Here is a 22,377-nt window from a genome sequence, read left to right as displayed (position 1 = left end):
CATTCTCCAGGGCGAGGTTCCTGTATAACGCAAAAATGTGACGGGGATCTATATTTTTTGTTTATGTTTTGTCCAGATGAACATTCCTGCCGGGCGGCACTGCGTTTGCCCGGCCTACAAAAATATTCTCGTAGGCCCGGTAAGCGCAGCGCCACCGGGCAAACAAGCATCAGCGGAAGTTAATGTTCTTATCGCTGGTCATATCATACAGCTGGAACTTACGTCCAAGCTGCTGACCGCCGTCGCGCGTCAGCGGCGTCCAGCCCACTGCCGCACGGCTGCGGGTTGGGCCTGACGAGAACAGATCCAGCGGAATCGACACGTACACCCCTTTGGTGAAGTCCCCTTCCCCGTACTCGTCTGGCGAAACGTTGGTGATGGTGGCATAACCGCCTACCACTACGCCGCTGTCGAAGTGTTTGGAGATATCCAGCGTGCCGCCCTTATCGCCCGCCAGGTACTGCCCGACGCTGGCTTTCACCAGCACATCCTGTGCGAACGACGGCGTCCAGTAGGCGGTCAGGTGGCCGGTTTTGACGCTGTAGTCGGTGAACTTCATCATGTCCTGCGCGCTGCGCCAGTCACGCTGTTTCACGTAGTTGGCATCAATCCCAAACGCCCAGTTACTGTCGACGGGACGATAAAGCACCTCCGCCCCCGCGCCGCCGAACATGGTTTCCAGATAGCCACCGTAAACCTGGCCGTAGAAGCCGTTACCGAAGTACTGGAAGTAGTTGGCCTGCAGGTTATTCACGTAGATATCGTTCTGCACATATTCGCGAACGCGGGTACGCACGCGCGGCAGTTTTGAATCATTCGGCGGGTTGGTGTAGTTAAATTTGTCGTAGTTGTTGGCAAGGTTACCGAACAGACTACCGGTGGTCAACAGGTGGTCGGTCACCCACAGATCCGCCGTCGCCATCGCGCCCAGCTGATACATGTAGAAGTTTTCCGGCCCACCCACGGACTGGTTCAGCACCGGATCGATATGGAAATCGAAGCGGGATTTATCGATATACCAGCCCTGCTCGGTGCTCTCTGGCACCACCGGCTCAACGCGTTTTTGCACCAGCTCGGTTTCATGTCCCAGCGGTTCGCCTTCAAGATGACGCTTAAGGCTGGCAACATCGGTTTCAGTGGTGACCTGCGGCAGGTTGAGACGGTTCTCCGTCACGCGGATCGTGCGGATCCCCTCCGGCAGATCGTTCATGACGATCCGGTTGGCGCGCTCGATCCCTTCGCGGGAGTCGCGGTATTTTACCTGCTCGCCGGTGACGTACAGCGTATCGCCTTTGGTCTGGATCTTCGGATCCGCCAGGCCTGCGTTATATTTCAGCAGCGTCAGCTGGTTCGCTACCACGGAGTGCTGAATGATCGCATCCTGCGGCTCCGGCTGGTATTTGGGCCGCGGGTTATCATTGTAGCGCGGCCGCATGTCGTTAAAGTTGGTGCGCAGCGTAAAGCCAAACATCAGGGTATTACCGCGCTCATAGCTGAGGTTAACGTCGGCCCAGTCGGTGACGCGGTAAATGGCGCCGACGTTAAACTTGCTCTTCTGCTCAATCTTGCCGGCAAAATCTTCGCTGTAGTTATTGCCTTCGTACTCCAGCTTCAGGCGCAGCGGCTGCCATGGCGTTTGATACTCTACGCCTCCAAACAGCGAGGCCGGGCCGTGGAACATCTGGTCGCCGTTGATGGAACCCGCTTTTTTATAGCTGTTATCGCGGTAGCAGTATTTGTCGCTGTAGGTACAGAACGGGTTGGTTACGTTGCCGCTGGTGCCGAGGTAGCCCCAGCCAAGACCCAGCGAGAAATCAAACGGTCCCCAGGCTTTGCTGGCAACGATGTATTCCGCATCAAACAGGCCGGTCCCGCCAATGTCTTTCGCCCCGACGGAGACCTGCGGCATCCAGTAGCTCTCTTCCCACAGGCGCAGCTTCACGTCGAAGGCTTTGTCTTTATAGGTCTGATCGCCGGAGAAGGCGTCCACGCTGCTGTACTGTTTTGTACGCACGTCGGTGTAACGCAGCGTGGTCTCCAGCCAGGGGAACAGCTGCACGGACGCAGAGTAGTAACGGTACTGATCGTTATCGCGATAGTTAAGGCTGATTTCCCCCTCGCGGGCCATACGCGCGGTCGGGGTTTGCAGTAAGCCCACGCCGCCAAAATCGGACTGCGACGGGCCGATGGGTGCCGGATACGTTTCTGCATGACAGGCGGCACTCACGCACAGTGCAAGCATGCTGTAGAGATAGGTTTTTTTCATTATTCCGGTATCCGCTGTATCAGGGAGCGAAGGATATCGGCATTAAGCCCGTCATACGCTTTCGTCCAGAAATGGTCGGCAAAACCGACAAAAATGATGCTGCCTGGCATAGGTTCGATATGGCGTTTATTCCAGTAAGCCACCGGCGCTTTTTGCGTATGCCCGTCCGGATAGACCACCCAGGCATAGCTGTTATCCGCACCGCTCAGCAGACTCTGCTCATCGAGATAGCTCGCCACATCGCGGCCGGGCGTAAAGGGCTTTTTGCCCGGGCTGCTGATGAGCCCCATCACGGTCACCGTCGTCGGCTTCAGCGGAAGCCAGAGCGTATAGTCGCCTTCAAGCATTGGGTTGCCGTTTTCCGCGACACGCACTTCATCTGGATCAAGATTCACCTTCTGTCGACCTGTCACCTTCAGTGCCTGGAGCTGCTGGCGCACGGCGTTGATGGCTGCGGCATCATCGCCGTCTTCACGCTTCGCCAAACCTGTCAGGCGAGCCAGCAGCGCCTGGTGTTTTTGCTCCGCCTCGACCGTGGCCTGACGCTCGCTGATAACCGCCCCCGGCCACCAGCTGTTGGCAAGCCTTGGCTGCCCAACGAGATCGAGCAAATGCCCGGCGTTGGTTAAGGTTTTGGGTTTTTCATTGTCCGGCGTGTAGACCTTTACTGTCCCTGCGGACCATGCCAGCGGCGCGGAAAGGCTGGCGAGAAGCGCAATGTGGATAAGCGTTTTCATGATTTCGCCGCCTTGATCAGGGTGGTCTTCACCGGGAAGAAACCGGCACCGAGATACTGTAAGGACTGGCGGATTTGCCCCTCTTCGTCCACCCAGAAGCGGTTATGCCAGGTGGCCTGATCGGTTGTCACCTCTTCATCCAGCACGCGCACCTGCGTTTCGTCGCTGCCCACTTTGACGCTGTCCGTACCATCCCAGCGGAAGGTGGAGCGGGCCGTGGCGTAGCGCACCTGTTTGTGCTCGGTCCAGCCCATTGTGCGCGTCCAGCTTGCGCCATCGACGATCTGATTCGGCTTGATGAGCGGATCTTCAGCCAGGTTGTTTACCTCAAGCAGGTTGTCGCCGCCGAGCAACGTTTTCACGATTCGGGAATGCTGAGTCACGATGGTGGCCTGATCCTGCGTCACCCATTTCTGCTGCCCGTTTTCATCGAAAGCGAGCACCACAAACAGTTGCGGACCATCGTTTAGCTGCATGTACTGGCTGGCATACGGCATGTTCTGAAGTTCGTCATCGGTCAGATGCACGCCCGGCGTGCCGAACATGCTGTCCCACAGTGAGTGGCCCAGCCCTTTGGTGGTAGCTGAGCACGCCTGCAACAGCAGGCAAATCAGGATGATTGCAGGTCGCTTCACGACTCTTCTCCGAAGGGGCGAAATAACCACACCGAAGTGTGGTTATGATTAAAACACCCGGTATTACTGGGTGCTGGTCGTCGTAGTGGTCGTGGTTCCGGTATTGGAGCCATCACCGCCACCGGTTGCCGCCAGCGCGACACCCACGGCTGAACTTACGGCGCTGGTGCTGGCTGCGGTAGAACTCCCCGCAGACGCAGACGTCGCTGCCGACCCTGCTGCTTCCCCGACCTGGACCGGAGCTGCATAGACAGACGTCGCCGCAAGCGCAGATATGGCAAAAATGCCATACAGTACTTTCTTCATAACAATTTCCCTTCAATGAATGAATGGAGATTTGCCCGAAAAGAAATTCAGGCGGATTCGAGTATACACAACTAAAGCAGTGGGTTTACCGTGGGGGTAAATAGGGATGAGGTTTTCAGACTAATGGTTAAAAATGAAAAGAAAAAATAATTATTGAAATAGATAACCATTCATTATCAAACAGTTATAATATAAACCCATTAAAGTATCACTCCGTATTTTCTTAAAATAACCCTCAGCAATTAACGGGGTAACCGTGTTTTTCGGATTAAACTCAGATTCAGAATTTGAGATAACTAACAGACATCAGGAATTATCCGATAAAAAAATGCCGGCATATCGCCGGCATTGTTCATGACATATTTATTACGCACGCCATGCTTTATAACGGTTAATCAGACCATTGGTGGAGCTGTCGTGGCTGTCGATTGCTTTATCGTCACCCAGCTCTGGCAGAATGCGGTTTGCCAGCTGTTTGCCCAGCTCAACGCCCCACTGGTCAAAGGTGAAGATGTTCAGAATAGCGCCCTGAGTGAAGATCTTGTGCTCGTAGAGGGCAATCAGCGCGCCCAGGCTGAACGGCGTAATTTCACGCAGCAGAATGGAGTTAGTTGGACGGTTGCCTTCGAACACTTTGAACGGCACAACGTGTTCCAGGGTTGCCGGATCTTTACCCTGGTCACGGTACTCCTGCTCAACCACCTCGCGGGATTTACCGAACGCCAGCGCTTCGGTCTGGGCGAAGAAGTTAGACAGCAGCTTCGGATGGTGGTCGGAAAGCGGGTTGTGCGTAATCGCCGGGGCGATGAAATCGCACGGTACCATTTTGGTGCCCTGATGGATCAGCTGGTAGAACGCGTGCTGACCGTTGGTGCCCGGCTCGCCCCAGATGATTGGGCCAGTCTGATAATCCACCGCGTTACCGTTACGGTCAACGTACTTGCCGTTGGATTCCATGTTGCCCTGCTGGAAGTAGGCCGCAAAGCGATGCATATACTGGTCGTACGGCAGAATCGCTTCGGTTTCAGCGCCGAAGAAGTTGTTGTACCAGATCCCGATCAGCGCCAGCAGCACCGGCAGGTTTTTCTCAGGCGCGGTGGTGGAGAAGTGTTTGTCCATCGCGTGCGCGCCGGAGAGCAGCTCAACGAAGTTGTCGAAGCCGACGGACAGGATGATGGACAGACCGATCGCAGACCACAGTGAGTAGCGGCCACCCACCCAGTCCCAGAATTCAAACATGTTCGCAGTATCAATACCGAACTCACCCACCGCTTTACCGTTGGTGGACAGCGCCGCGAAGTGTTTCGCCACGTGCTTTTCGTCGCCCGCGGTTTTCAGGAACCAATCGCGCGCGCTGTGGGCGTTGGTCATGGTTTCCTGAGTGGTGAAGGTTTTAGACGCCACCAGGAACAGCGTGGTTTCCGGGTTCACCTTTTTCAGCACTTCAGCGATGTGAGTCCCATCGACGTTGGACACGAAGTGCATGTTGAGATGGTTTTTGTACGGGCGCAGCGCCTCGGTCACCATAAACGGGCCGAGGTCAGAGCCGCCGATACCGATGTTTACGACGTCGGTGATCGCTTTCCCGGTGTAGCCTTTCCACTGACCTGAGATGATCGCTTCAGAGAAGGTTTTCATCTTTTCCAGCACCGCGTTCACTTCCGGCATCACATCTTTGCCGTCAACGATAATTGGAGTATTGCTACGGTTGCGCAGCGCCACGTGCAGCACGGCACGGTCTTCGGTGCGGTTGATCTTCTCACCGGAGAACATGGATTTGATGGCATCTGCCAGCTCAGTCTCTTTCGCCAGATCTTGCAGCTTCGCCAGCGTCTCTTCGGTGATACGGTTCTTAGAGAAATCCACCAGCATCAGGTCATCGAAGGTGGCGGAAAACTTGCTGAAACGATCGGCATCTTTCGCGAACAGATCCGCGATAGTGACGTCTTTCATTTCATCAAAATGTTTCTGTAGTGCCTGCCATGCAGCGGTCTGCGTTGGGTTGATGTTTTTCATAGCAATACTCTTCTGATTTGAGAATTGTGACTGCGGTCGATTGTAGCGCCTGCAAATAAAAATTGTGATGGTTTTTATGCCATTGCCCTGGTCTGCATCAAACGCAGGTGAAAAGACCCGAAAAGTATAGCTGCTGTCGCGCCCTTCCGGCGTGGCGAAATGTTGGTCAAAAAGGGGTAAAAAGGAGCATAAAATATGGGCCTGTTATAAGTCCTGTTTCTGAGGGGTACCCCCCCATGAAAAATCCGCATAATCCCAGCATTGACAGGACCTCCCCCGCATTTTATTTATAGGGCCGTATTTTGCGCCTGCACCTGTTCTCGCTTCATTCTTGTGCCAAGGTCGCTCTATTCATTCCCTGACACGAGGTTGTTATGACGAGTTTTGTGGTCGCCAAGTTTGGCGGCACCAGTGTGGCAGACTACGCTGCCATGAACCGCAGCGCCGATGTGGTGCTGGCCGATCCGAATACCCGCCTGGTGGTGCTCTCCGCCTCAGCCGGCGTGACGAACCTGCTGGTTTCTTTGTCTGAAGGACTGGAAGCGACCGAGCGTTTCGTGAAGCTGGATGCACTGCGCAAAATTCAGTTCGACATCCTTGAGCGTCTGCAAAACCCGAACGTCATTCGTGAGGAAGTGGAACGCCTGCTGGAAAATATTACTACCCTGGCAGAAGCCGCTTCACTGGCAACCTCTACCGCTCTAACCGACGAACTGGTCAGCCACGGCGAACTGATGTCCACCCTGCTATTCGTTGAGATCATGCGCGAGCGCAATATTCAGGCGCAGTGGTTCGACGTGCGTAAAGTAATGCGCACCAGCGACCGCTTTGGCCGCGCCGAGCCGGACGTGGAAGCGCTGGCCGAGCTGACCAACCAGCAGCTTGCCCCGCGTCTGGATGAAGGCATAGTGATCACCCAGGGCTTTATCGGCAGCGAAGCCAAAGGGCGCACAACCACGCTGGGCCGTGGCGGCAGCGACTATACCGCCGCCCTGCTGGGTGAAGCCCTGCATGCCACCCGCGTGGATATCTGGACGGACGTGCCGGGCATTTACACCACCGACCCGCGCGTGGTCTCTGCGGCAAAACGCATTGACGTGATCGCCTTTGAAGAAGCGGCTGAAATGGCCACCTTCGGCGCGAAAGTGCTGCATCCGGCCACGCTGCTGCCCGCCGTGCGCAGCGACATTCCGGTCTTCGTTGGCTCCAGTAAAGATCCAAAGGCGGGCGGGACGCTGGTCTGCAAGAAAACCGAGAACCCGCCGCTGTTCCGCGCGCTGGCCCTGCGTCGTAAGCAGACGCTGGTTACCCTGCACAGCCATAATATGCTGCACTCCCGCGGATTCCTGGCGGAAGTGTTTGGCATCCTGGCGCGCCACAATATCTCCGTGGACCTGATCACCACGTCAGAAGTCAGCATTGCGCTGACGCTCGACACCACCGGCTCCACCTCTACCGGCGACACCCTGCTGACGCAGTCGCTGCTTATTGAGCTTTCCGAGCTGTGCCGCGTGGAGGTGGAAGAAGATCTGGCGCTGGTTGCCATCATCGGTAATAAGCTGTCGCGCGCGTGCGGCGTGGGCAAAGAGGTGTTCGGCGTGCTCGACCCGTTCAGCATCCGCATGATTTGCTACGGCGCGTCCAGCTACAACCTCTGCTTCCTGGTCCCTGCCGATCAGGCCGAGCAGGTTGTGCAGAAACTTCATCAGAATTTATTTGAATAAAATTCGTTAGCACGATAAACATTATCCATAAGCCGGGCACAGACCCGGCTTTTTTATAACAAAACAACACGACAATACTGCAAGGAATTCACTATGCTCTCCGCTATCACCCGGCTGTTCCCGTTATGGGCGCTGCTGCTCTCCGTACTCGCGTATTACACTCCCACCACGTTCACGGGCATTGGTCCGTGGGTCACCACGCTACTGATGCTGATTATGTTCGGCATGGGCGTGCATCTAAAAATTGACGATTTCAAACGCGTGCTGTCTCGCCCGGCACCGGTTGCCGCAGGGATTTTCCTGCACTACCTGGTGATGCCGCTCGCGGCCTGGCTGCTGGCGATGGCCTTTAAGATGCCGCCCGACCTTTCCGCCGGGATGGTGCTGGTGGGGAGCGTCGCCAGCGGCACGGCATCTAACGTCATGATCTATCTGGCGAAAGGCGACGTGGCGCTCTCCGTCACTATCTCTTCCGTTTCCACGCTGGTGGGCGTGATTGCCACGCCGCTGTTAACCCGCCTGTACGTGGACGCGCATATCCAGGTGGACGTGATGGGCATGCTGCTCAGCATTCTGCAAATCGTGGTGATCCCGATTGCGCTGGGCCTGGTGATCCACCATCTCTTCCCGCGGGTGGTGAAAGCGGTTGAGCCGTATCTGCCCGCGTTTTCGATGGTCTGCATACTTGCCATTATCAGCGCCGTGGTAGCCGGTTCCGCATCGCACATTGCTTCGGTGGGCTTTGTAGTGATCGTCGCGGTTGTGCTGCATAACACCATTGGTCTGCTGGGCGGATACTGGGGTGGAAAGCTGTTTGGTTTCGACGAATCCACCTGCCGCACGCTGGCGATCGAAGTGGGGATGCAGAACTCTGGCCTGGCGGCGGCGCTGGGTAAAATTTACTTCTCACCGCTGGCGGCGCTACCGGGAGCGCTGTTCTCCGTCTGGCACAACCTGTCCGGTTCGCTGTTAGCAGGGTACTGGTCCGGTAAGCCGATTGATGACCAACCGAAAAAAGATGCGGTGAAACAGGGTTAATTGAGCCGGCTTGCTTTACACTGAAGCCTCCCCATCAGGAGGCTTCAGCAATGGCTACACCACGTTTGACCCAGAAAGACATGACCGAAGCCGAGCAGCGCGAACTTAAAACGCTTCTCGACCGCGCCCGCATCGCGCATGGCCGCACGCTGACGAACGCCGAAACCAATCAGGTTAAAAAAGAGTACATCGATAAGCTGATGGCGCAGCGTGATGCCGCGGCGAAAAAAGCCCGCAAGCTGAAAAAAGAGCAGGCGTATAAACCCGACGCAGAGGCGACTTTTTCCTGGTCCGCCAGCACATCAACCCGTGGAAGGCGCTAATCAGCGCCCTTTCTTTTTGCGCCCCGGCTGGGTAAAGCGTTTTCCGTTGCCCGGCTTGCCTCGCCCTTTCTCTTCCGCCTGCGGTGCCTTCACCACCGGACGCTTAATCGCCTGCGTTTTCGGTTTGGCTTTAGCTTTCGGCTTCGCTTCGGACGAGGAGTTCTCGATAAGTTTGAACAGCTCGATCAGCTCGTCATCCGTTAAGTCACGCCACTCGCCCAGCGGGATGCCAGACAGGCTGACGTTCATGATGCGCGTGCGTTCCAGCTTCGTCACTTCATAACCGAAGTACTCGCACATGCGGCGGATCTGGCGGTTCAGGCCCTGAACCAGCGTGATGCGGAACGCGAACGGTGCTTCTTTTTTGACTTTACACTTCTTCGTCACGGTGCCCAGAATCGGCACGCCAGCGCCCATTCCGCGGATAAACTCGTCCGTCACCGGCTTGTTCACCGTCACGATGTACTCTTTCTCGTGGTCGTTACCGGCACGCAGAATTTTGTTGACCAGATCGCCGTGGTTGGTGAGGAAAATCAGCCCCTGAGAGTCTTTATCCAGACGGCCAATCGGGAAAATGCGGCTGCTGTGGTTCACGAAATCAACAATGTTGTCCCGCTCGCCATCTTCCGTGGTGCTGACAATCCCAACCGGTTTGTTCAACGCGATAAACACCAGGTCTTCGGCATCACGCGGTTCGATGACCTGACCATTCACTTTCACCACATCGCCAGGTTCCACCTGATCGCCAATGGTGGCGCGTTTGCCGTTAAGAAACACGTTACCCTGTTCAATGTAACGGTCAGCCTCGCGACGTGAGCAGATCCCGCTCTCGCTAATGTATTTGTTTAATCGGGTTGATTGAGTTGGCAGCATAGTTTCTCCTGTGAAGGGCGAAATATACCTTACCTTGCGCCTGACAAAAAAGTCCTAGTAACCGCTGATCAGAAAATCGAGTGCATCCCGCAATGAAGCACTGCTGTTAGTAAGATCGGCAACGCGTCACCTAACTCTTTTAGCGATATGCCTGCCATCATGTGCATCATCACCACGCAGGGTTTTCCCGCGACCTCAACGGCGGGAGCGACCAGTACATGCTTCATCAGAACGACCTCTGAAACTCACTAAAGGAGCCGTTTTCATCCACCCACTGGATAATGGCGTCAATAGAAGCTTTATTTTCTTCAAGCCACTCTGCGCGCCGATGTTCACGAAATTGCTCCTGCAAAGCCGCCGTTAGCACGGCAGAAAGGTTAAGTTTAAGCCTTCGCGCCTCTTCAAGAATGTCCGGCGACAGGGAAACATTCACTGATTTTTTAATGCTATTAGCACCGCATGAGACCCCCCATTGGAATGCGCATGAACTGGCGAAGTGTAGCGTAATAATTGAGCACTTCCTATTCCCTTAAAAATGTAAGGGTTGAAGAATAAATTGCTTTATGGGGAGTCACGCCTCACAAAACCGTTTTGCGAGGCGCTTTCAGAGATTAGTACTCATCCCGCTCATCGTCTTCATCCGGTTGCTCCATCACGCTGTATGCCACCGCACAGAACAACGAGTTAAGACGCTTCATATCTCCCAGCAGCCCCAGGTGCAGGGAGCTGGTCTCGATACTCTGCACGTTCTGCTGGTGCAGACGCTCAACGTGGGCGTGCGAGTAGCGCCGGTTGAGGATGCGGAAACGGTGCTTGTTGCGGCGCAGGCGGCGCGCGCTCGGCACGTCGCTGGAGAAGAAGACCGACATCGCCAGCTTCAGGTTGCTGACCAGCTGTTCGTGGAGCGCTTCCAGCTCCTTCAGCCCTTCGACAGAAAACGCCCGACGTGCGGCCAGGGATTTGTCTGCGATTTCACTGCCCATACGCTCGACAATATCCGAAGCCTGCTCCAGGTTAAGCGACATCTCAATGATTTCCGCCCAGCGGCGCGACTCCTCTTCCGCCAGCTCGTCCTGCGGGATCCGCGCCAGATAGAGCTTGATGGCGGTATACAGCACGTTGATATCGTCCGCCAGCCTGCGCAGCTCTTTTTCTTCGCGCGGCTCGCCGTGCATCACCTTTTGCAACCCTTCCAGCATGGTTTCCATCGCGTCACCCATGCGCAGCGTTTCGCGGGCGGCATTGGCGATAGCCAGCGCGGGCGTGTCCAGCACCGAGGTGTCCAGATGCTTCGGTTTAAGGCGCGCGTCCAGCTCCGGTTCATCACGAATAAGCCGCTCGCAGAAGCGGGCCATCGGCGCGGCAAACGGCACCATCGCCAGACAGCGTACCAGGTTGTAGAAGACGTGGAAGTAGATCACCAGCTCCGCTTTCGGCAGAGAGAGGTTGTCCATCAGGTTCGCCAGCGGGTGCACAAACGGCAGAATGATCAGGCTACCCACCAGCTTGAAGAGCAAACTCCCCAGCGCCACCCGGCGGGCGGCAGCATTGGCTGCGCTGTTGTTAAGCATCGCCAGCAGGCCAGAGCCAAGATTCGCACCGATGACCAGGCATAGCGCCACCGGGAAAGAGATCGCGCCCGCAGCGGTTAGCGTGGCCGTCAGCAACACGGCCGCCAGGCTGGAGTAGCTGACAATGGCAAACACCGCGCCGATCAGCGCATCCAGCATAATATCGCCGGTTAACGAGGCGAAAATGACCTGCACACCGTTGGCCTGGGTGATCGGCGTGACAGCCTGCACAATCAGCTCCAGCGCCAGCAGGATCAGCCCGAGGCCAATACCGACGCGGCCAAGCTGCCCGGCACGGCTTTGCTTACGGCCGAGGAAGAAAATGACGCCAATAAAAATCAGCAGCGGCGACAGCCAGGAGAGATCGAAGGTCAGGATACGTGCCATCAGCGCGGTACCGACGTCGGCGCCAAGGACAATCACCAGCGCCGGGGCGAGCGCCACCAGATCCTGCGCCACGAACGAGGTGACGAGCATGGTGGTGGCGTTGCTGCTTTGCACCAGCGCCGTGACGCCAATACCCGCACAGAAGGCGAGCGGCTTCTTCTCAACGCTGCCGCTGAGAACGGTACGTAAACGTGCGCCAAACACGCGCATCACGCCGGTACGAACGATATGGGTGCCCCATACCAGCAGTGCGACTGCGGAGAGCAGGTGTAACAACGTCAACACAGTGGGTTTTCCTCCTTATCGTTATCTGTTTTCCTGAGGCTTGTTGCGCGTTATCTTGCCGGATGGCGGCTACGGCTTATCCGGCCTACGCGCAGGCCCGGTCAGCGCAGCGCCGCCGGGCAATGTAGTAAGAACCTTCTTCCAGTATAAGGGTTTAAACGTAAGAAAGAGACAAGGCACCATAGCGGTGCCCTGTTTGTTGTAAGGAAAAGTGACGTTAGTCTGCGTCGTAGCCTAAATTCGGCGCCAGCCAGCGTTCCACCTCAGACACGCTCATGCCTTTTCGCAGGGCGTAGTCTTCAATCTGATCCCGCTGAAGCTGTGCCACGGCGAAGTACTTGCTGTCCGGGTGGCTGAAATACCAGCCGGAAACGGACGCGCCCGGCCACATGGCGAACGACTCGGTAAGTTTCATGCCGGTATGCGCTTCCACGTCGAGCAGTTTCCAGATAGTGCCCTTCTCGGTGTGTTCCGGGCAGGCCGGATACCCCGGCGCCGGACGAATGCCCTGGTAGTTTTCGCGGATCAGCTCCTCGTTGCTGAGATTCTCATTCGCCGCGTAGCCCCAGTGCACCTTACGTACGCGCTCATGCAGATACTCGGCAAAGGCTTCCGCCAGGCGATCGGCAATCGCTTTCACCATGATTTTGTTGTAATCATCGTGCTGTGCGTCGTACGCGTCCGCCAGCGCGTCTTCTTCCAGACCACCGGTTACGGCAAAGGCGCCGATATAGTCGGCTTTACCGGAGAGTTTCGGTGCGACGAAATCCGCCAGGCAGTAGTTGGCAAAGCCCACTTTCTCGGTTTGCTGGCGCAGATGGTGGCTCACGGCCAGCACATGGGTGCGGGTTTCATCGCGGTAAATTTCGACATCGTCGCCCACGCGGTTCGCCGGGAACAGCCCCACCACGCCGCGCGGGTTGAGGGCTTTCTCTGCGCTCAGTCTGTCGAGCATATCGTTGGCATCTTTAAACAGGCGTTTCGCCTCTTCGCCTACTACCTCATCTTCAAGAATGCGCGGATATTTGCCCGCCAGCGACCAGGTCATGAAGAACGGCGTCCAGTCGATGTAGTTACGCAGCGTTTCGATGCTGGCCGTCACGTCCTGCACGCCCAGACGGTGCGCGACCGGCGGCGTATAGCTGGACCAGTCGAACGCCAGATCGTTATCGCGTGCCGCCTGAAGCGAAACCGGCGGCGTGCGCGGTTTCTTACGTCCATGCTGAATGCGGACGGTTTCATACTCTTTGCGGGTGCGGGCGACAAAGTCATCGCGCTGGGTGTCAGACAGCAGCGCGGAGACCACGCCCACGGTGCGCGAGGCGTTTTGGACATACACCGTCGGCCCACTGTAGTTCTGCTCGATTTTCACTGCGGTGTGGGCTTTCGAGGTGGTTGCCCCGCCAATCAGCAGTGGAATAGTGAAGCCCTGGCGCTCCATCTCTTTTGCCACGTTGACCATTTCGTCCAGCGACGGCGTAATCAGCCCGGAAAGACCAATCAGATCCGCATTCACTTCGCGAGCGGTCCTGAGGATTTTATCCGCCGGGACCATCACGCCAAGATCGATAATTTCGTAGTTATTGCATTGCAGTACCACGCCGACAATGTTTTTGCCGATGTCGTGTACGTCGCCCTTCACGGTGGCAATGACCATCTTACCGTTACTGGAGCCCTTCTCTTTGCTGGCTTCGATAAACGGCTCAAGATAAGCCACGGCCTGCTTCATGACGCGGGCGGATTTCACCACCTGCGGCAGGAACATTTTGCCCTCGCCGAACAGATCGCCGACCACGTTCATGCCGTCCATCAGCGGCCCTTCGATCACTTCAATCGGACGGGCTGCCTGCTGACGCGCTTCCTCGGTATCCTGCTCAATGAACTCAGTAATGCCTTTTACCAGCGAGTATTCCAGACGCTTTCTCACATCCCAGGAACGCCATTCGGCCTGTTGAACATTGGCTGATTCGTCAGCTTTACTGCCGCGGTATTTTTCCGCCAGATCCAGCATGCGTTCGGTGGGGTCGTCGCGACGGTTGAGGATCACATCTTCTACTGCGTCGCGTAGTTCTGCGGGCAGGTCGTCGTAAATCGCCAGCTGTCCGGCGTTAACGATCCCCATGTCCATCCCGTTGCGGATGGCATAGTAGAGGAACACGGCGTGGATGGCCTCACGCACCGGGTCGTTGCCGCGGAACGAGAACGAGACGTTCGACACGCCGCCGGAAATTAGCGCATGCGGTAGCTCGCGTTTGATGTCTTCACACGCGCCGATAAAGTCCTGGGCGTAGTTGTTGTGCTCTTCAATGCCGGTTGCGACAGCAAAGATGTTCGGGTCGAAAATAATGTCTTCCGGCGGGAAGCCCACCTCTTCGGTCAAAATTTTGTACGCCCGGCGGCAAATCTCAATTTTGCGCTCGCGGGTATCGGCCTGGCCCACTTCATCGAAGGCCATCACCACCACGGCGGCCCCGTAGCGACGCACCAGCTTCGCGTGGTGGATAAAGGTATCGACGCCCTCTTTCATTGAGATGGAGTTAACGATGCCTTTGCCCTGAATGCACTTCAGCCCCTTTTCGATGACGTCCCATTTGGAGGAGTCAATCATGATCGGCACGCGGGCGATATCCGGCTCACCGGCAATCAGGTTGAGGAAACGCACCATCGCCGCTTCGGCGTCGAGCATCCCCTCGTCCATGTTGATATCGATAATCTGCGCGCCGCTCTCCACCTGCTGGCGGGCAACGTCCAGCGCTTCGCTGTACTTCTCTTCTTTGATCAGGCGCTTGAACTTCGCAGAACCGGTGACGTTGGTACGTTCACCCACGTTCACAAACAGGCTGTCGTCACCGATGGTCAACGGCTCAAGGCCGGACAGACGGCAGGCTACCGGAAGCTCGGGTAACTTGCGCGGTGCAAGCCCGGCGACGGCGCGGCTCATGGCGGCGATGTGCTCTGGCGTGGTGCCGCAGCAGCCGCCGACGATGTTGAGGAAGCCAGATTCGGCCCACTCGCGGATTTGCGCCGCCATGGTATCGGCATCCAGATCATACTCACCGAACGCGTTCGGCAGACCGGCGTTCGGGTGGGCGGTGATGTAGCACTCAGCGATGCGCGAAAGCTCCTGCACGTACTGGCGCAGCTCGTCCGGCCCCAGCGCGCAGTTCAGGCCGAAGGAGAGCGCTTCGGCATGGCGCAGAGAGTTATAAAACGCTTCGGTTGTCTGGCCGGAAAGCGTGCGCCCCGAGGCATCGGTGATGGTGCCGGAAATCATGATCGGCAGGTCAACACCCAGCGCCTCGAACTCCTCTTTCACCGCGTAAATTGCGGCTTTGGCGTTGAGGGTGTCGAATACGGTTTCAATCAGGATCAGGTCGGAACCGCCTTTCACCAGCGCTTTAGTGGACTCACGATACGCGGCCACCAGTTGGTCAAAGGTGATATTGCGGAAGGCTGGATCGTTCACGTCCGGAGAAATCGACGCGGTGCGGTTGGTCGGGCCCAGCACCCCGGCAACATAGCGCGGTTTGTCCGGCGTGCGGGCCGTCCACTCGTCGGCGCAGGCGCGCGCCAGTTTCGCCGCTTCAAAGTTGATCTCCGCCGACAGGGATTCCATCTGGTAATCCGCCATGGCGATGGTTGTCGAGTTGAAGGTGTTGGTTTCTACAATATCCGCACCCGCTTCGAAGTAGGCGTTGTGGATATCCCTGATGACAGAGGGTTTGCTCAACACCAGCAGGTCATTGTTTCCTTTCAGGTCACAAGGCCAGTCGGCAAAGCGCTCTCCACGGAAATCGTCTTCACTCAGACGATAGCCCTGGATCATGGTGCCCATGCCGCCGTCCAGCACCAGAATTCGTTCATTTAACTGCGCACGCAGTTGCTCTACTTTGCTGCTCACACTTGCTCCCGACAACGTTCAACATGGCCAAAAGGCTGCGTTCCATACTGGCATAATCTCTAAGGGTCGAAAAGTCACACAGCGGTAACATGAGACATGTTCACTATCACTCCTCCGATCAGTCAGGAAAGCGGTTGCAAAACCACCAAATAAAACGAAAATGATTTCCACGATACAGAAAAAGGAGTTCGTCATGGTTATGACCGTTCCCGCTAAACGCGGCAGAAAACCTGCTGCAACCACCGCTGCACAACCTGGCGGACAGGTTCAATCCCTGACGCGCGGCCTGAAGCTGCTGGAATGGATAGCCGAATCGCATGGTAGCGTGGCCCTGACAGAGCTGGCGCAGCAGGCTGGCCTGCCGAACTCCACCACGCACCGTCTGCTGACCACCATGCAGCAGCTGGGCTTCGTGCGTCAGGTGGGCGAGCTGGGACACTGGGCGGTGGGCGCACATGCGTTTATCGTTGGCAGCAGCTTCCTGCAAAGCCGCAACCTGCTGGCCATTGTCCACCCGATTCTGCGCAAGCTGATGGAGGAGTCCGGCGAGACGGTAAACCTGGCCGTGCTGGATCAGAGCGATCATCAGGCGATTATCATCGACCAGGTGCAGTGTACGCAGCTGATGCGCATGTCCGCACCGATTGGCGGCAAGCTGCCGATGCATGCCTCTGGCGCAGGGAAAGCGTTTCTCTCGCAGCTTAGCGAAGAGCAGGTGACGGGTCTGCTGCACCGTAAAGGTCTGCACGCCTACACCCACGCCACCCTGGTGTCGCCGGTGCATCTGAAAGAAGATCTGGCTCTGACCCGCAAGCGCGGCTATTCGTTTGATGACGAAGAACATGCCCTCGGGCTGCGCTGCCTCGCGTCCTGTATTTTCGACGAACACCGCGAGCCGTTTGCCGCCATCTCCATCTCCGGGCCGATTTCACGTATGACCGACGACCGCGTCACCGAGCTGGGTGCGCTGGTGATTAAGGCCGCAAAAGAGGTGACGCTGGCGTATGGTGGGATTCGCTAGGATTGAGAGCGGTCTGGTGCCCTCACCCCGGCCCTCTCCCACAGGGCTGAGGGTTCCCCACAAATTAATGCGAGCACTGAGCAATCCCCTCGCCCCTCCGGGGAGAGGGTTAGGGTGAGGGGAACATACGGCGGTGGTGGTCATTCCGTTCACTTTATGTTCCTTGCTACTCTGTAACGACATGACCGGTGAACGTGCCAGGGTGGCTCAGTCGCCACCACCCTGGCGACCCGGGCTCCCGGCGGTAAATCGCCGCTTCGCGGTGCCCTCGGCTTATTCCTTCCGGCTTATCGGGTACGGGCGGAGGCAACGTCCCTGTAAAGCCGCCCTCTCGGCGCATCCCTGCGCCTCGCCCCGGCCGGAAGGCAAACGCCTCAGCGATTTACAGCCGGACCAGGGCATCGCTGACAGCCCTCAGTCATTTAGAAAGCAACTTTATTGCTTCTGCATAAAAAAATTACTGGGGATCCCTCAGCCCACAGGGAGAGGGAGAAAACATGATGCCCTTACCCTGCGGGAGAGGGAGAAAAGCGGATGCAAAACCGCTGCTTGCGGCGGTAAGCGTAGACATCTTCCACGTGCCCGTTTTTGATCCGCGCTTGCAGCCCGCGCCAGTAGCTGGCGCGGAACAGATCGGCATGCATCTCTTCAAATAACGGCCCGATGCGTGGGTCCGCACACAGCCAGTGGCGAAACTCCTCCGGAAACACATCGCCCGGCGAGACGCTGTACCACGGCTCGCTGGACAGTTCATCTTCCGGATAGCGCGGCGGCGGGATATCGCGGAAGTTCACCTCGGTCATGTAGCAAATTTCATCGTAATCGTAGAACACCACCCGCCCGTGACGGGTGACGCCGAAGTTTTTAAACAGCATATCCCCGGGGAAAATATTGGCAGCGGCGAGCTGGCGGATGGCGTTGCCGTACTCTTCGATGGCATCACGTAAAGCCTGGCCCTCTGACTGTTCCAGCCAGATATTTAGCGGCACCATACGGCGCTCAATGTAGAGATGGCTGATCGCAATCTTATCGCCAAGATCGGTAATTTTCGTCGGCGCTTCCTGCATGAGTAGCGTCATTAGCGCCGGATCGATCTGCTGCTTATCCAGCACAAAGTTTTCAAACTCCTGGGTATCGGCCATTCGCCCGACGCGATCGTGCTCTTTTACAAGCTGATAGCAGGCACGGACGTGGGCTGCGGTCATCTCTTTCTGCGGGGCGAATTTATCCTTAATCACCTTAAACACCCGATCAAAGCCCGGCAGCGTGAAGACCAGCATCACCATGCCGCGGATACCCGGCGCTTCGATAAACTGCTCATCAGCCGTGGTGACATAACGCAGGTATTCCCGATAACTCTCCGTTTTGGCATGCTTCTGACAGCCAATCGCCATATACAGCTCGGCGGTGGTTTTGCCCGGCAGGATCTCGCGCAGCCACTCCACCAGGGCGGCGGGCAGCGGGGCGTAGACCATGAAATAGGAGCGGGCGAAGCCAAATACGATACTCGCCTCAGCGCTGGTAGTCAGGCAGGTATCGACAAACAGTTCGCCGTCGTCGGTACGGTGAATGGGCAGCAGAAACGGCACGATGGCTGTCGGCGTAACCAGTTTGCCCACCAGCCAGGCGGCCTTATTGCGGTAGAAAAGCTCGTTGGCAACCTGCAAATGGCTGCGGCTGAGCACCGCCTCACCGAAGGTTTCACTGAGATACGCGTGGGTATAGCCGATATCCCGGGGTTTATTCTGCCACGGCAGGCGCAGCGGCAAATCCGTTAAGACGCGGTGCAGGAGCTTTTCCCAGCCGCGATCGGGAAAGAAATCTTTCGCCAGCGGACGCGGAATGGTACGGAAGCGTCGCTCGGGCTGGGAGCTGAAGATAAATAACCGCTCAGGAGATAATGAGCGGTGGTCAAATAACCGGCAATAGACGGAGTTGAAAAAGCTCTCCGCAATCTCGAAGCGCGGGTAGTCGGGTAACAGATGGGTGTAATGCTCTTTCACGCGCAGTAAAAATTCCGCATCCGGGCTTTTACCGTCGGTGATACAGCGCAGTTGTTCCACCACCAGACCTACGTGGTGATCATAGAGATGGATACGCTGCTTCATGGCCTGCTGAACCGCATGCCAGTCGGCGTGCTCAAAACGCTGTTGCGCGCCGGATGTGACTTCCAGAAAGCGGCCATACTGGGCATCGAAGCCCTGCAAAATAGTTTGGGCTATCAGTAATTCCAGACCACGCGACATATATTCCCCCTCACCCCAACCCTCTCCCCGAGGGGGGAGAGGGGGAAAGATCAGAACTGTGCTTCTTCCGTTGAGCCCGTTAATGCCGTGACGGAGGAAGTCCCGCCCTGAATAATCGTGGTCACATTATCGAAATAGCCGGTTCCCACCTCCTGCTGGTGCGAAACGAAGGTGTAACCCTCTTTGCCCGCCGCAAATTCTGGCTGCTGTACCTTCTCAACATAGTGCTTCATGCCTTCGCCCTGTGCGTAGGCATGCGCCAGGTCGAACATGTTGAACCACATGCTGTGGATACCCGCCAGGGTGATGAACTGGTACTTGTAGCCCATATCCGACAGCTGCTGCTGGAAGCTGGCGATGGTCGTGTCGTCCAGATTTTTTTGCCAGTTGAAGGACGGCGAACAGTTATAGGCCAGCAGCTTGCCCGGATATCTCGCATGAATCGCATCGGCAAAGCGCTTCGCCAGCGCCAGATCCGGCGTGGATGTTTCACACCAGACCAGGTCGGCGTAAGGGGCATACGCCAGGCCGCGGCTGATCGCCTGTTCAATACCGGCATGCGTGCGATAGAACCCTTCGCTGGTGCGTTCGCCGGTGATGAATTCGCTGTCGTACGGGTCGCAGTCAGAGGTGATCAGGTCCGCTGCGTCCGCATCGGTACGGGCAATGACCAGCGTCGGCACGCCGAGCACGTCAGCAGCCAGACGCGCGGCAACCAGCTTCTGGATCGCTTCCTGAGTTGGCACCAGCACTTTCCCGCCCATATGCCCACACTTCTTCACTGACGCCAGCTGATCTTCAAAGTGTACGGCCGCTGCACCGGCCTCAATCATCGATTTCATCAGCTCAAAGGCGTTCAACACGCCGCCGAAACCGGCTTCCGCATCGGCGACGATCGGCAGGAAATAGTCAATAAAACGCGGATCGTGGGGCTCGATGCCCGCAGCCCACTGGATCTGATCCGCACGACGGAAGGTATTGTTGATCCGATCTACCACTGACGGCACCGAGTTCGCCGGGTAAAGAGATTGATCCGGATACATGCTGGAGGCCAGGTTAGCATCCGCCGCGACCTGCCAGCCGGAAAGATAGATAGCTTCAATGCCAGCCTTCGCCTGCTGCAATGCCTGACCGCCAGTCAGTGCGCCGAGGCTGTTGATATAACCTTTTTTAGCCCCCCCGTGCAGCAGATCCCACATTTTCGCCGCGCCGTTCTGCGCCAGCGTACACTCCGGGTTAACCGAGCCGCGTAACTTCACCACTTCCTCTGCGCTGTACGGACGGCGAATGCCTTCCCAGCGCGGTTGGGTCCACTCTTTTTGTAACTCTTCGATCTGTTGGGTACGGGTTTTCATGTGCAGATGCTCCATATTGTTATGTGGTGAATTACGCCAGGAAGCGGTAGCCCGGCAGGGTCAGGAAGTCGATTAAGTCATCAGAGGTGGTGATTTGCTCCATCAGGCGCGCAGCGTCATTAAAACGCCCGCTGCTGAAGCGGTGCTCGCCCAGTTCGTCCTGGATGACCCGCATCTCTTCGGCCAGCATCTGACGGAACAGGGCTTTGGTGACCGGTTTGCCGTTGCTGAGCGTTTTTTGATGATGGATCCACTGCCAGATGGAGGTACGTGAAATTTCCGCCGTGGCGGCATCTTCCATCAGGCCGTAGATCGGCACGCAGCCGTTGCCGGAGATCCATGCCTCGATGTACTGCACGGCGACGCGAATATTGGCGCGCATGCCCTCTTCCGTACGCTCGCCCGCACACGGCGCAAGCAACTGTTCTTCTGCGATTGGCGCATCGTCTTCACGGGTGACAAACAGCTGGTTTTTGTTGTCGCCGAGTACGCGGTTGAAGACCTCCATCGCCGTGTCGGCCAGACCGGGGTGGGCAATCCACGTCCCGTCGTGGCCGTTACGGGCTTCCAGCTCTTTATCGGCTTTCACCTTGTTGAGCACCTGGTTGTTACGCTCTGCGTCTTTGCTCGGGATAAACGCCGCCATGCCGCCCATCGCAAAGGCGCCGCGTTTGTGGCAGGTCTTAATCAGCAGGCGCGAGTAGGCGCTGAGGAACGGTTTATCCATGGTGACAACCTGACGATCCGGCAATACCCGGTCGGCATGGTTTTTCAGGGTTTTGATGTAGCTGAAGATGTAATCCCAGCGGCCGCAGTTCAGGCCCACAATATGGTCACGCAGCGCATGGAGGATCTCATGCATCTGGAATACGGCTGGCAGGGTTTCAATCAGCAGCGTGGCCTTAATGGTGCCGCGCGGCAGGCTGAAACGGTCTTCTGCGTAGCTGAAGACTTCACTCCACCACGCCGCTTCCTGCCAGGACTGGGTTTTCGGCAGATAGAAATAGGGGCCGCTGCCTTTCGCCAGCAGGTTCTTATGGTTGTGGAAGAAGTACAGCGCAAAGTCGAACAGGCTGCCCGGAATCGCTTCTCCGCGCCACGTAACGTGTTTTTCAGGCAAATGCAGACCGCGTACGCGGCAGATCAGCACCGCCGGATTCGGTTTGAGCTGGTAAATTTTACCGGCTTCGTTGGTATAGCTGATGGTGCCGTTGACGGCGTCGCGCAGGTTGATCTGCCCGTCGATAACTTTCTGCCAGTCCGGCGCGAGGGAATCTTCGAAGTCCGCCATAAATACTTTGACGTTGGCATTCATGGCGTTAATCACCATTTTGCGCTCTACCGGGCCGGTGATCTCTACGCGACGATCCTGTAAATCTTCAGGGATTCCGCGAATTTTCCATTCACCATGACGAATGGAAGCGGTTTCCGAAATAAACCCTGGCAACTTGCCGTTATCGATCTCCTGCTGTTGATGAATGCGTGCCGCCAGCAGTTTATTACGCTGTGGCGTAAAGCGAGTCACCAGTTCAGTCAGAAACTCTACCGCTTCTGCCGTCAAAACTTGCTGTTCTTGCTCACCATTCGGCTGGGTAAAGGTCAGTTCATCGACCGTTGTTGCCTGTTGAGTCATCGTTCTGCTCCTCATCAAAGATCCAAAATCACGCCCCCGATGCGAGCGAAAGATCGTTGT

The 22,377-nt window shown here is 56.8% G+C and carries 16 protein-coding genes and 1 pseudogene; 4 read left to right on the top strand and 13 right to left on the bottom strand.

All coding sequences use genetic code 11. From position 1 onward, the window contains the following. Positions 1-169 precede the first annotated feature (169 nt). The 5 genes from ACQG1K_RS01420 to pgi all read right to left on the bottom strand — a co-directional run bounded on the left by ACQG1K_RS01420 (position 170) and on the right by pgi (position 5,960). Positions 170-2,266: a YjbH domain-containing protein gene (locus tag ACQG1K_RS01420; RefSeq protein WP_023299084.1), complete on the bottom strand. Its 2,097-nt coding sequence runs from the start codon at positions 2,264-2,266 to the stop codon at positions 170-172. Beyond that, positions 2,266-3,003, bottom strand: coding sequence for a capsule biosynthesis GfcC D2 domain-containing protein (locus tag ACQG1K_RS01415; RefSeq protein WP_275062471.1), 738 nt, complete (start codon positions 3,001-3,003; stop codon positions 2,266-2,268). The genes ACQG1K_RS01420 and ACQG1K_RS01415 overlap by 1 nt, the downstream gene beginning before the upstream one ends. Continuing rightward, the gene (locus tag ACQG1K_RS01410) at positions 3,000-3,638 is read right to left on the bottom strand and encodes a YjbF family lipoprotein (RefSeq protein WP_003860339.1); all 639 of its coding nucleotides are present in this window, start codon (positions 3,636-3,638) and stop codon (positions 3,000-3,002) included. The genes ACQG1K_RS01415 and ACQG1K_RS01410 overlap by 4 nt, the downstream gene beginning before the upstream one ends. Before the next feature lie 63 nt (positions 3,639-3,701). Continuing rightward, complete coding sequence (yjbE, locus tag ACQG1K_RS01405) at positions 3,702-3,944, bottom strand: exopolysaccharide production protein YjbE (protein ID WP_003860341.1); 243 nt, start codon at positions 3,942-3,944, stop codon at positions 3,702-3,704. Positions 3,945-4,310: 366 nt separating this feature from the next. After that, complete coding sequence (pgi, locus tag ACQG1K_RS01400) at positions 4,311-5,960, bottom strand: glucose-6-phosphate isomerase (RefSeq protein ID WP_022646728.1); 1,650 nt, start codon at positions 5,958-5,960, stop codon at positions 4,311-4,313. Positions 5,961-6,334: 374 nt separating this feature from the next. Between pgi and lysC the strand changes: the two genes are divergently transcribed. The 3 genes from lysC (at position 6,335) to ACQG1K_RS01385 (ending at position 9,045) form a co-directional block, all read left to right on the top strand. Beyond that, positions 6,335-7,684, top strand: a complete 1,350-nt coding sequence (gene lysC / locus ACQG1K_RS01395) for a lysine-sensitive aspartokinase 3 (RefSeq protein ID WP_022646727.1) — start codon at positions 6,335-6,337, stop codon at positions 7,682-7,684. A gap of 93 nt (positions 7,685-7,777) precedes the next feature. Beyond that, entirely contained in the window at positions 7,778-8,722 is a 945-nt protein-coding gene (gene panS, locus ACQG1K_RS01390) for a ketopantoate/pantoate/pantothenate transporter PanS (RefSeq protein WP_023295757.1), read from the top strand. Between the two features lie 50 nt (positions 8,723-8,772). Continuing rightward, on the top strand, positions 8,773-9,045 hold the full coding sequence (locus ACQG1K_RS01385; RefSeq protein WP_017382612.1) for a DUF3811 domain-containing protein: 273 nt from the start codon (positions 8,773-8,775) through the stop codon (positions 9,043-9,045). On the opposite strand, the gene rluF is transcribed toward ACQG1K_RS01385, so the two are convergent. The 5 genes and pseudogenes from rluF to metH all read right to left on the bottom strand — a co-directional run bounded on the left by rluF (position 9,046) and on the right by metH (position 16,062). Then, complete coding sequence (gene rluF / locus ACQG1K_RS01380) at positions 9,046-9,918, bottom strand: 23S rRNA pseudouridine(2604) synthase RluF (protein WP_046618197.1); 873 nt, start codon at positions 9,916-9,918, stop codon at positions 9,046-9,048. Positions 9,919-9,986: 68 nt separating this feature from the next. Beyond that, a complete protein-coding gene (locus ACQG1K_RS01375) occupies positions 9,987-10,145 on the bottom strand; it encodes a hypothetical protein (protein WP_233167242.1) in 159 nt (52 codons plus the stop codon). After that, positions 10,145-10,436: pseudogene (locus tag ACQG1K_RS01370) on the bottom strand (type II toxin-antitoxin system CcdA family antitoxin). The gene ACQG1K_RS01375 and the pseudogene ACQG1K_RS01370 overlap by 1 nt, the downstream one beginning before the upstream one ends. 93 nt (positions 10,437-10,529) lie before the next feature. Continuing rightward, on the bottom strand, positions 10,530-12,161 hold the full coding sequence (locus tag ACQG1K_RS01365) for a Na/Pi cotransporter family protein (protein WP_022646722.1): 1,632 nt from the start codon (positions 12,159-12,161) through the stop codon (positions 10,530-10,532). 217 nt (positions 12,162-12,378) lie between these two features. Then, positions 12,379-16,062 (bottom strand): methionine synthase, encoded by a 3,684-nt coding sequence (gene metH, locus ACQG1K_RS01360; protein ID WP_367076339.1) that lies wholly within the window; start codon positions 16,060-16,062, stop codon positions 12,379-12,381. A gap of 193 nt (positions 16,063-16,255) precedes the next feature. Here metH and iclR point away from each other — a divergent pair, with 193 nt between their 5' ends. Continuing rightward, complete coding sequence (iclR, locus tag ACQG1K_RS01355; protein ID WP_367076337.1) at positions 16,256-17,083, top strand: glyoxylate bypass operon transcriptional repressor IclR; 828 nt, start codon at positions 16,256-16,258, stop codon at positions 17,081-17,083. A gap of 506 nt (positions 17,084-17,589) precedes the next feature. On the opposite strand, the gene aceK is transcribed toward iclR, so the two are convergent. Genes aceK through aceB form a run of 3 tightly spaced genes read right to left on the bottom strand, consistent with a single transcriptional unit; the run spans position 17,590 to position 22,317 of the window. Continuing rightward, positions 17,590-19,329 (bottom strand): bifunctional isocitrate dehydrogenase kinase/phosphatase, encoded by a 1,740-nt coding sequence (gene aceK / locus ACQG1K_RS01350; protein ID WP_105322905.1) that lies wholly within the window; start codon positions 19,327-19,329, stop codon positions 17,590-17,592. A 50-nt stretch (positions 19,330-19,379) separates the two neighbouring features. Further along, entirely contained in the window at positions 19,380-20,684 is a 1,305-nt protein-coding gene (gene aceA, locus ACQG1K_RS01345; RefSeq protein WP_367076648.1) for an isocitrate lyase, read from the bottom strand. A 31-nt stretch (positions 20,685-20,715) separates the two neighbouring features. Then, positions 20,716-22,317: a malate synthase A gene (aceB, locus tag ACQG1K_RS01340; RefSeq protein ID WP_023299079.1), complete on the bottom strand. Its 1,602-nt coding sequence runs from the start codon at positions 22,315-22,317 to the stop codon at positions 20,716-20,718. Positions 22,318-22,377: the final 60 nt, after the last annotated feature.

The organism is Enterobacter cloacae complex sp. 402C9 (assembly GCF_050030745.1).
Classification (GTDB): domain Bacteria; phylum Pseudomonadota; class Gammaproteobacteria; order Enterobacterales; family Enterobacteriaceae; genus Enterobacter; species Enterobacter intestinihominis.
Note: the sequence above shows the minus strand (reverse complement) of the source record. Positions and strands in the feature narration are given on the sequence as shown.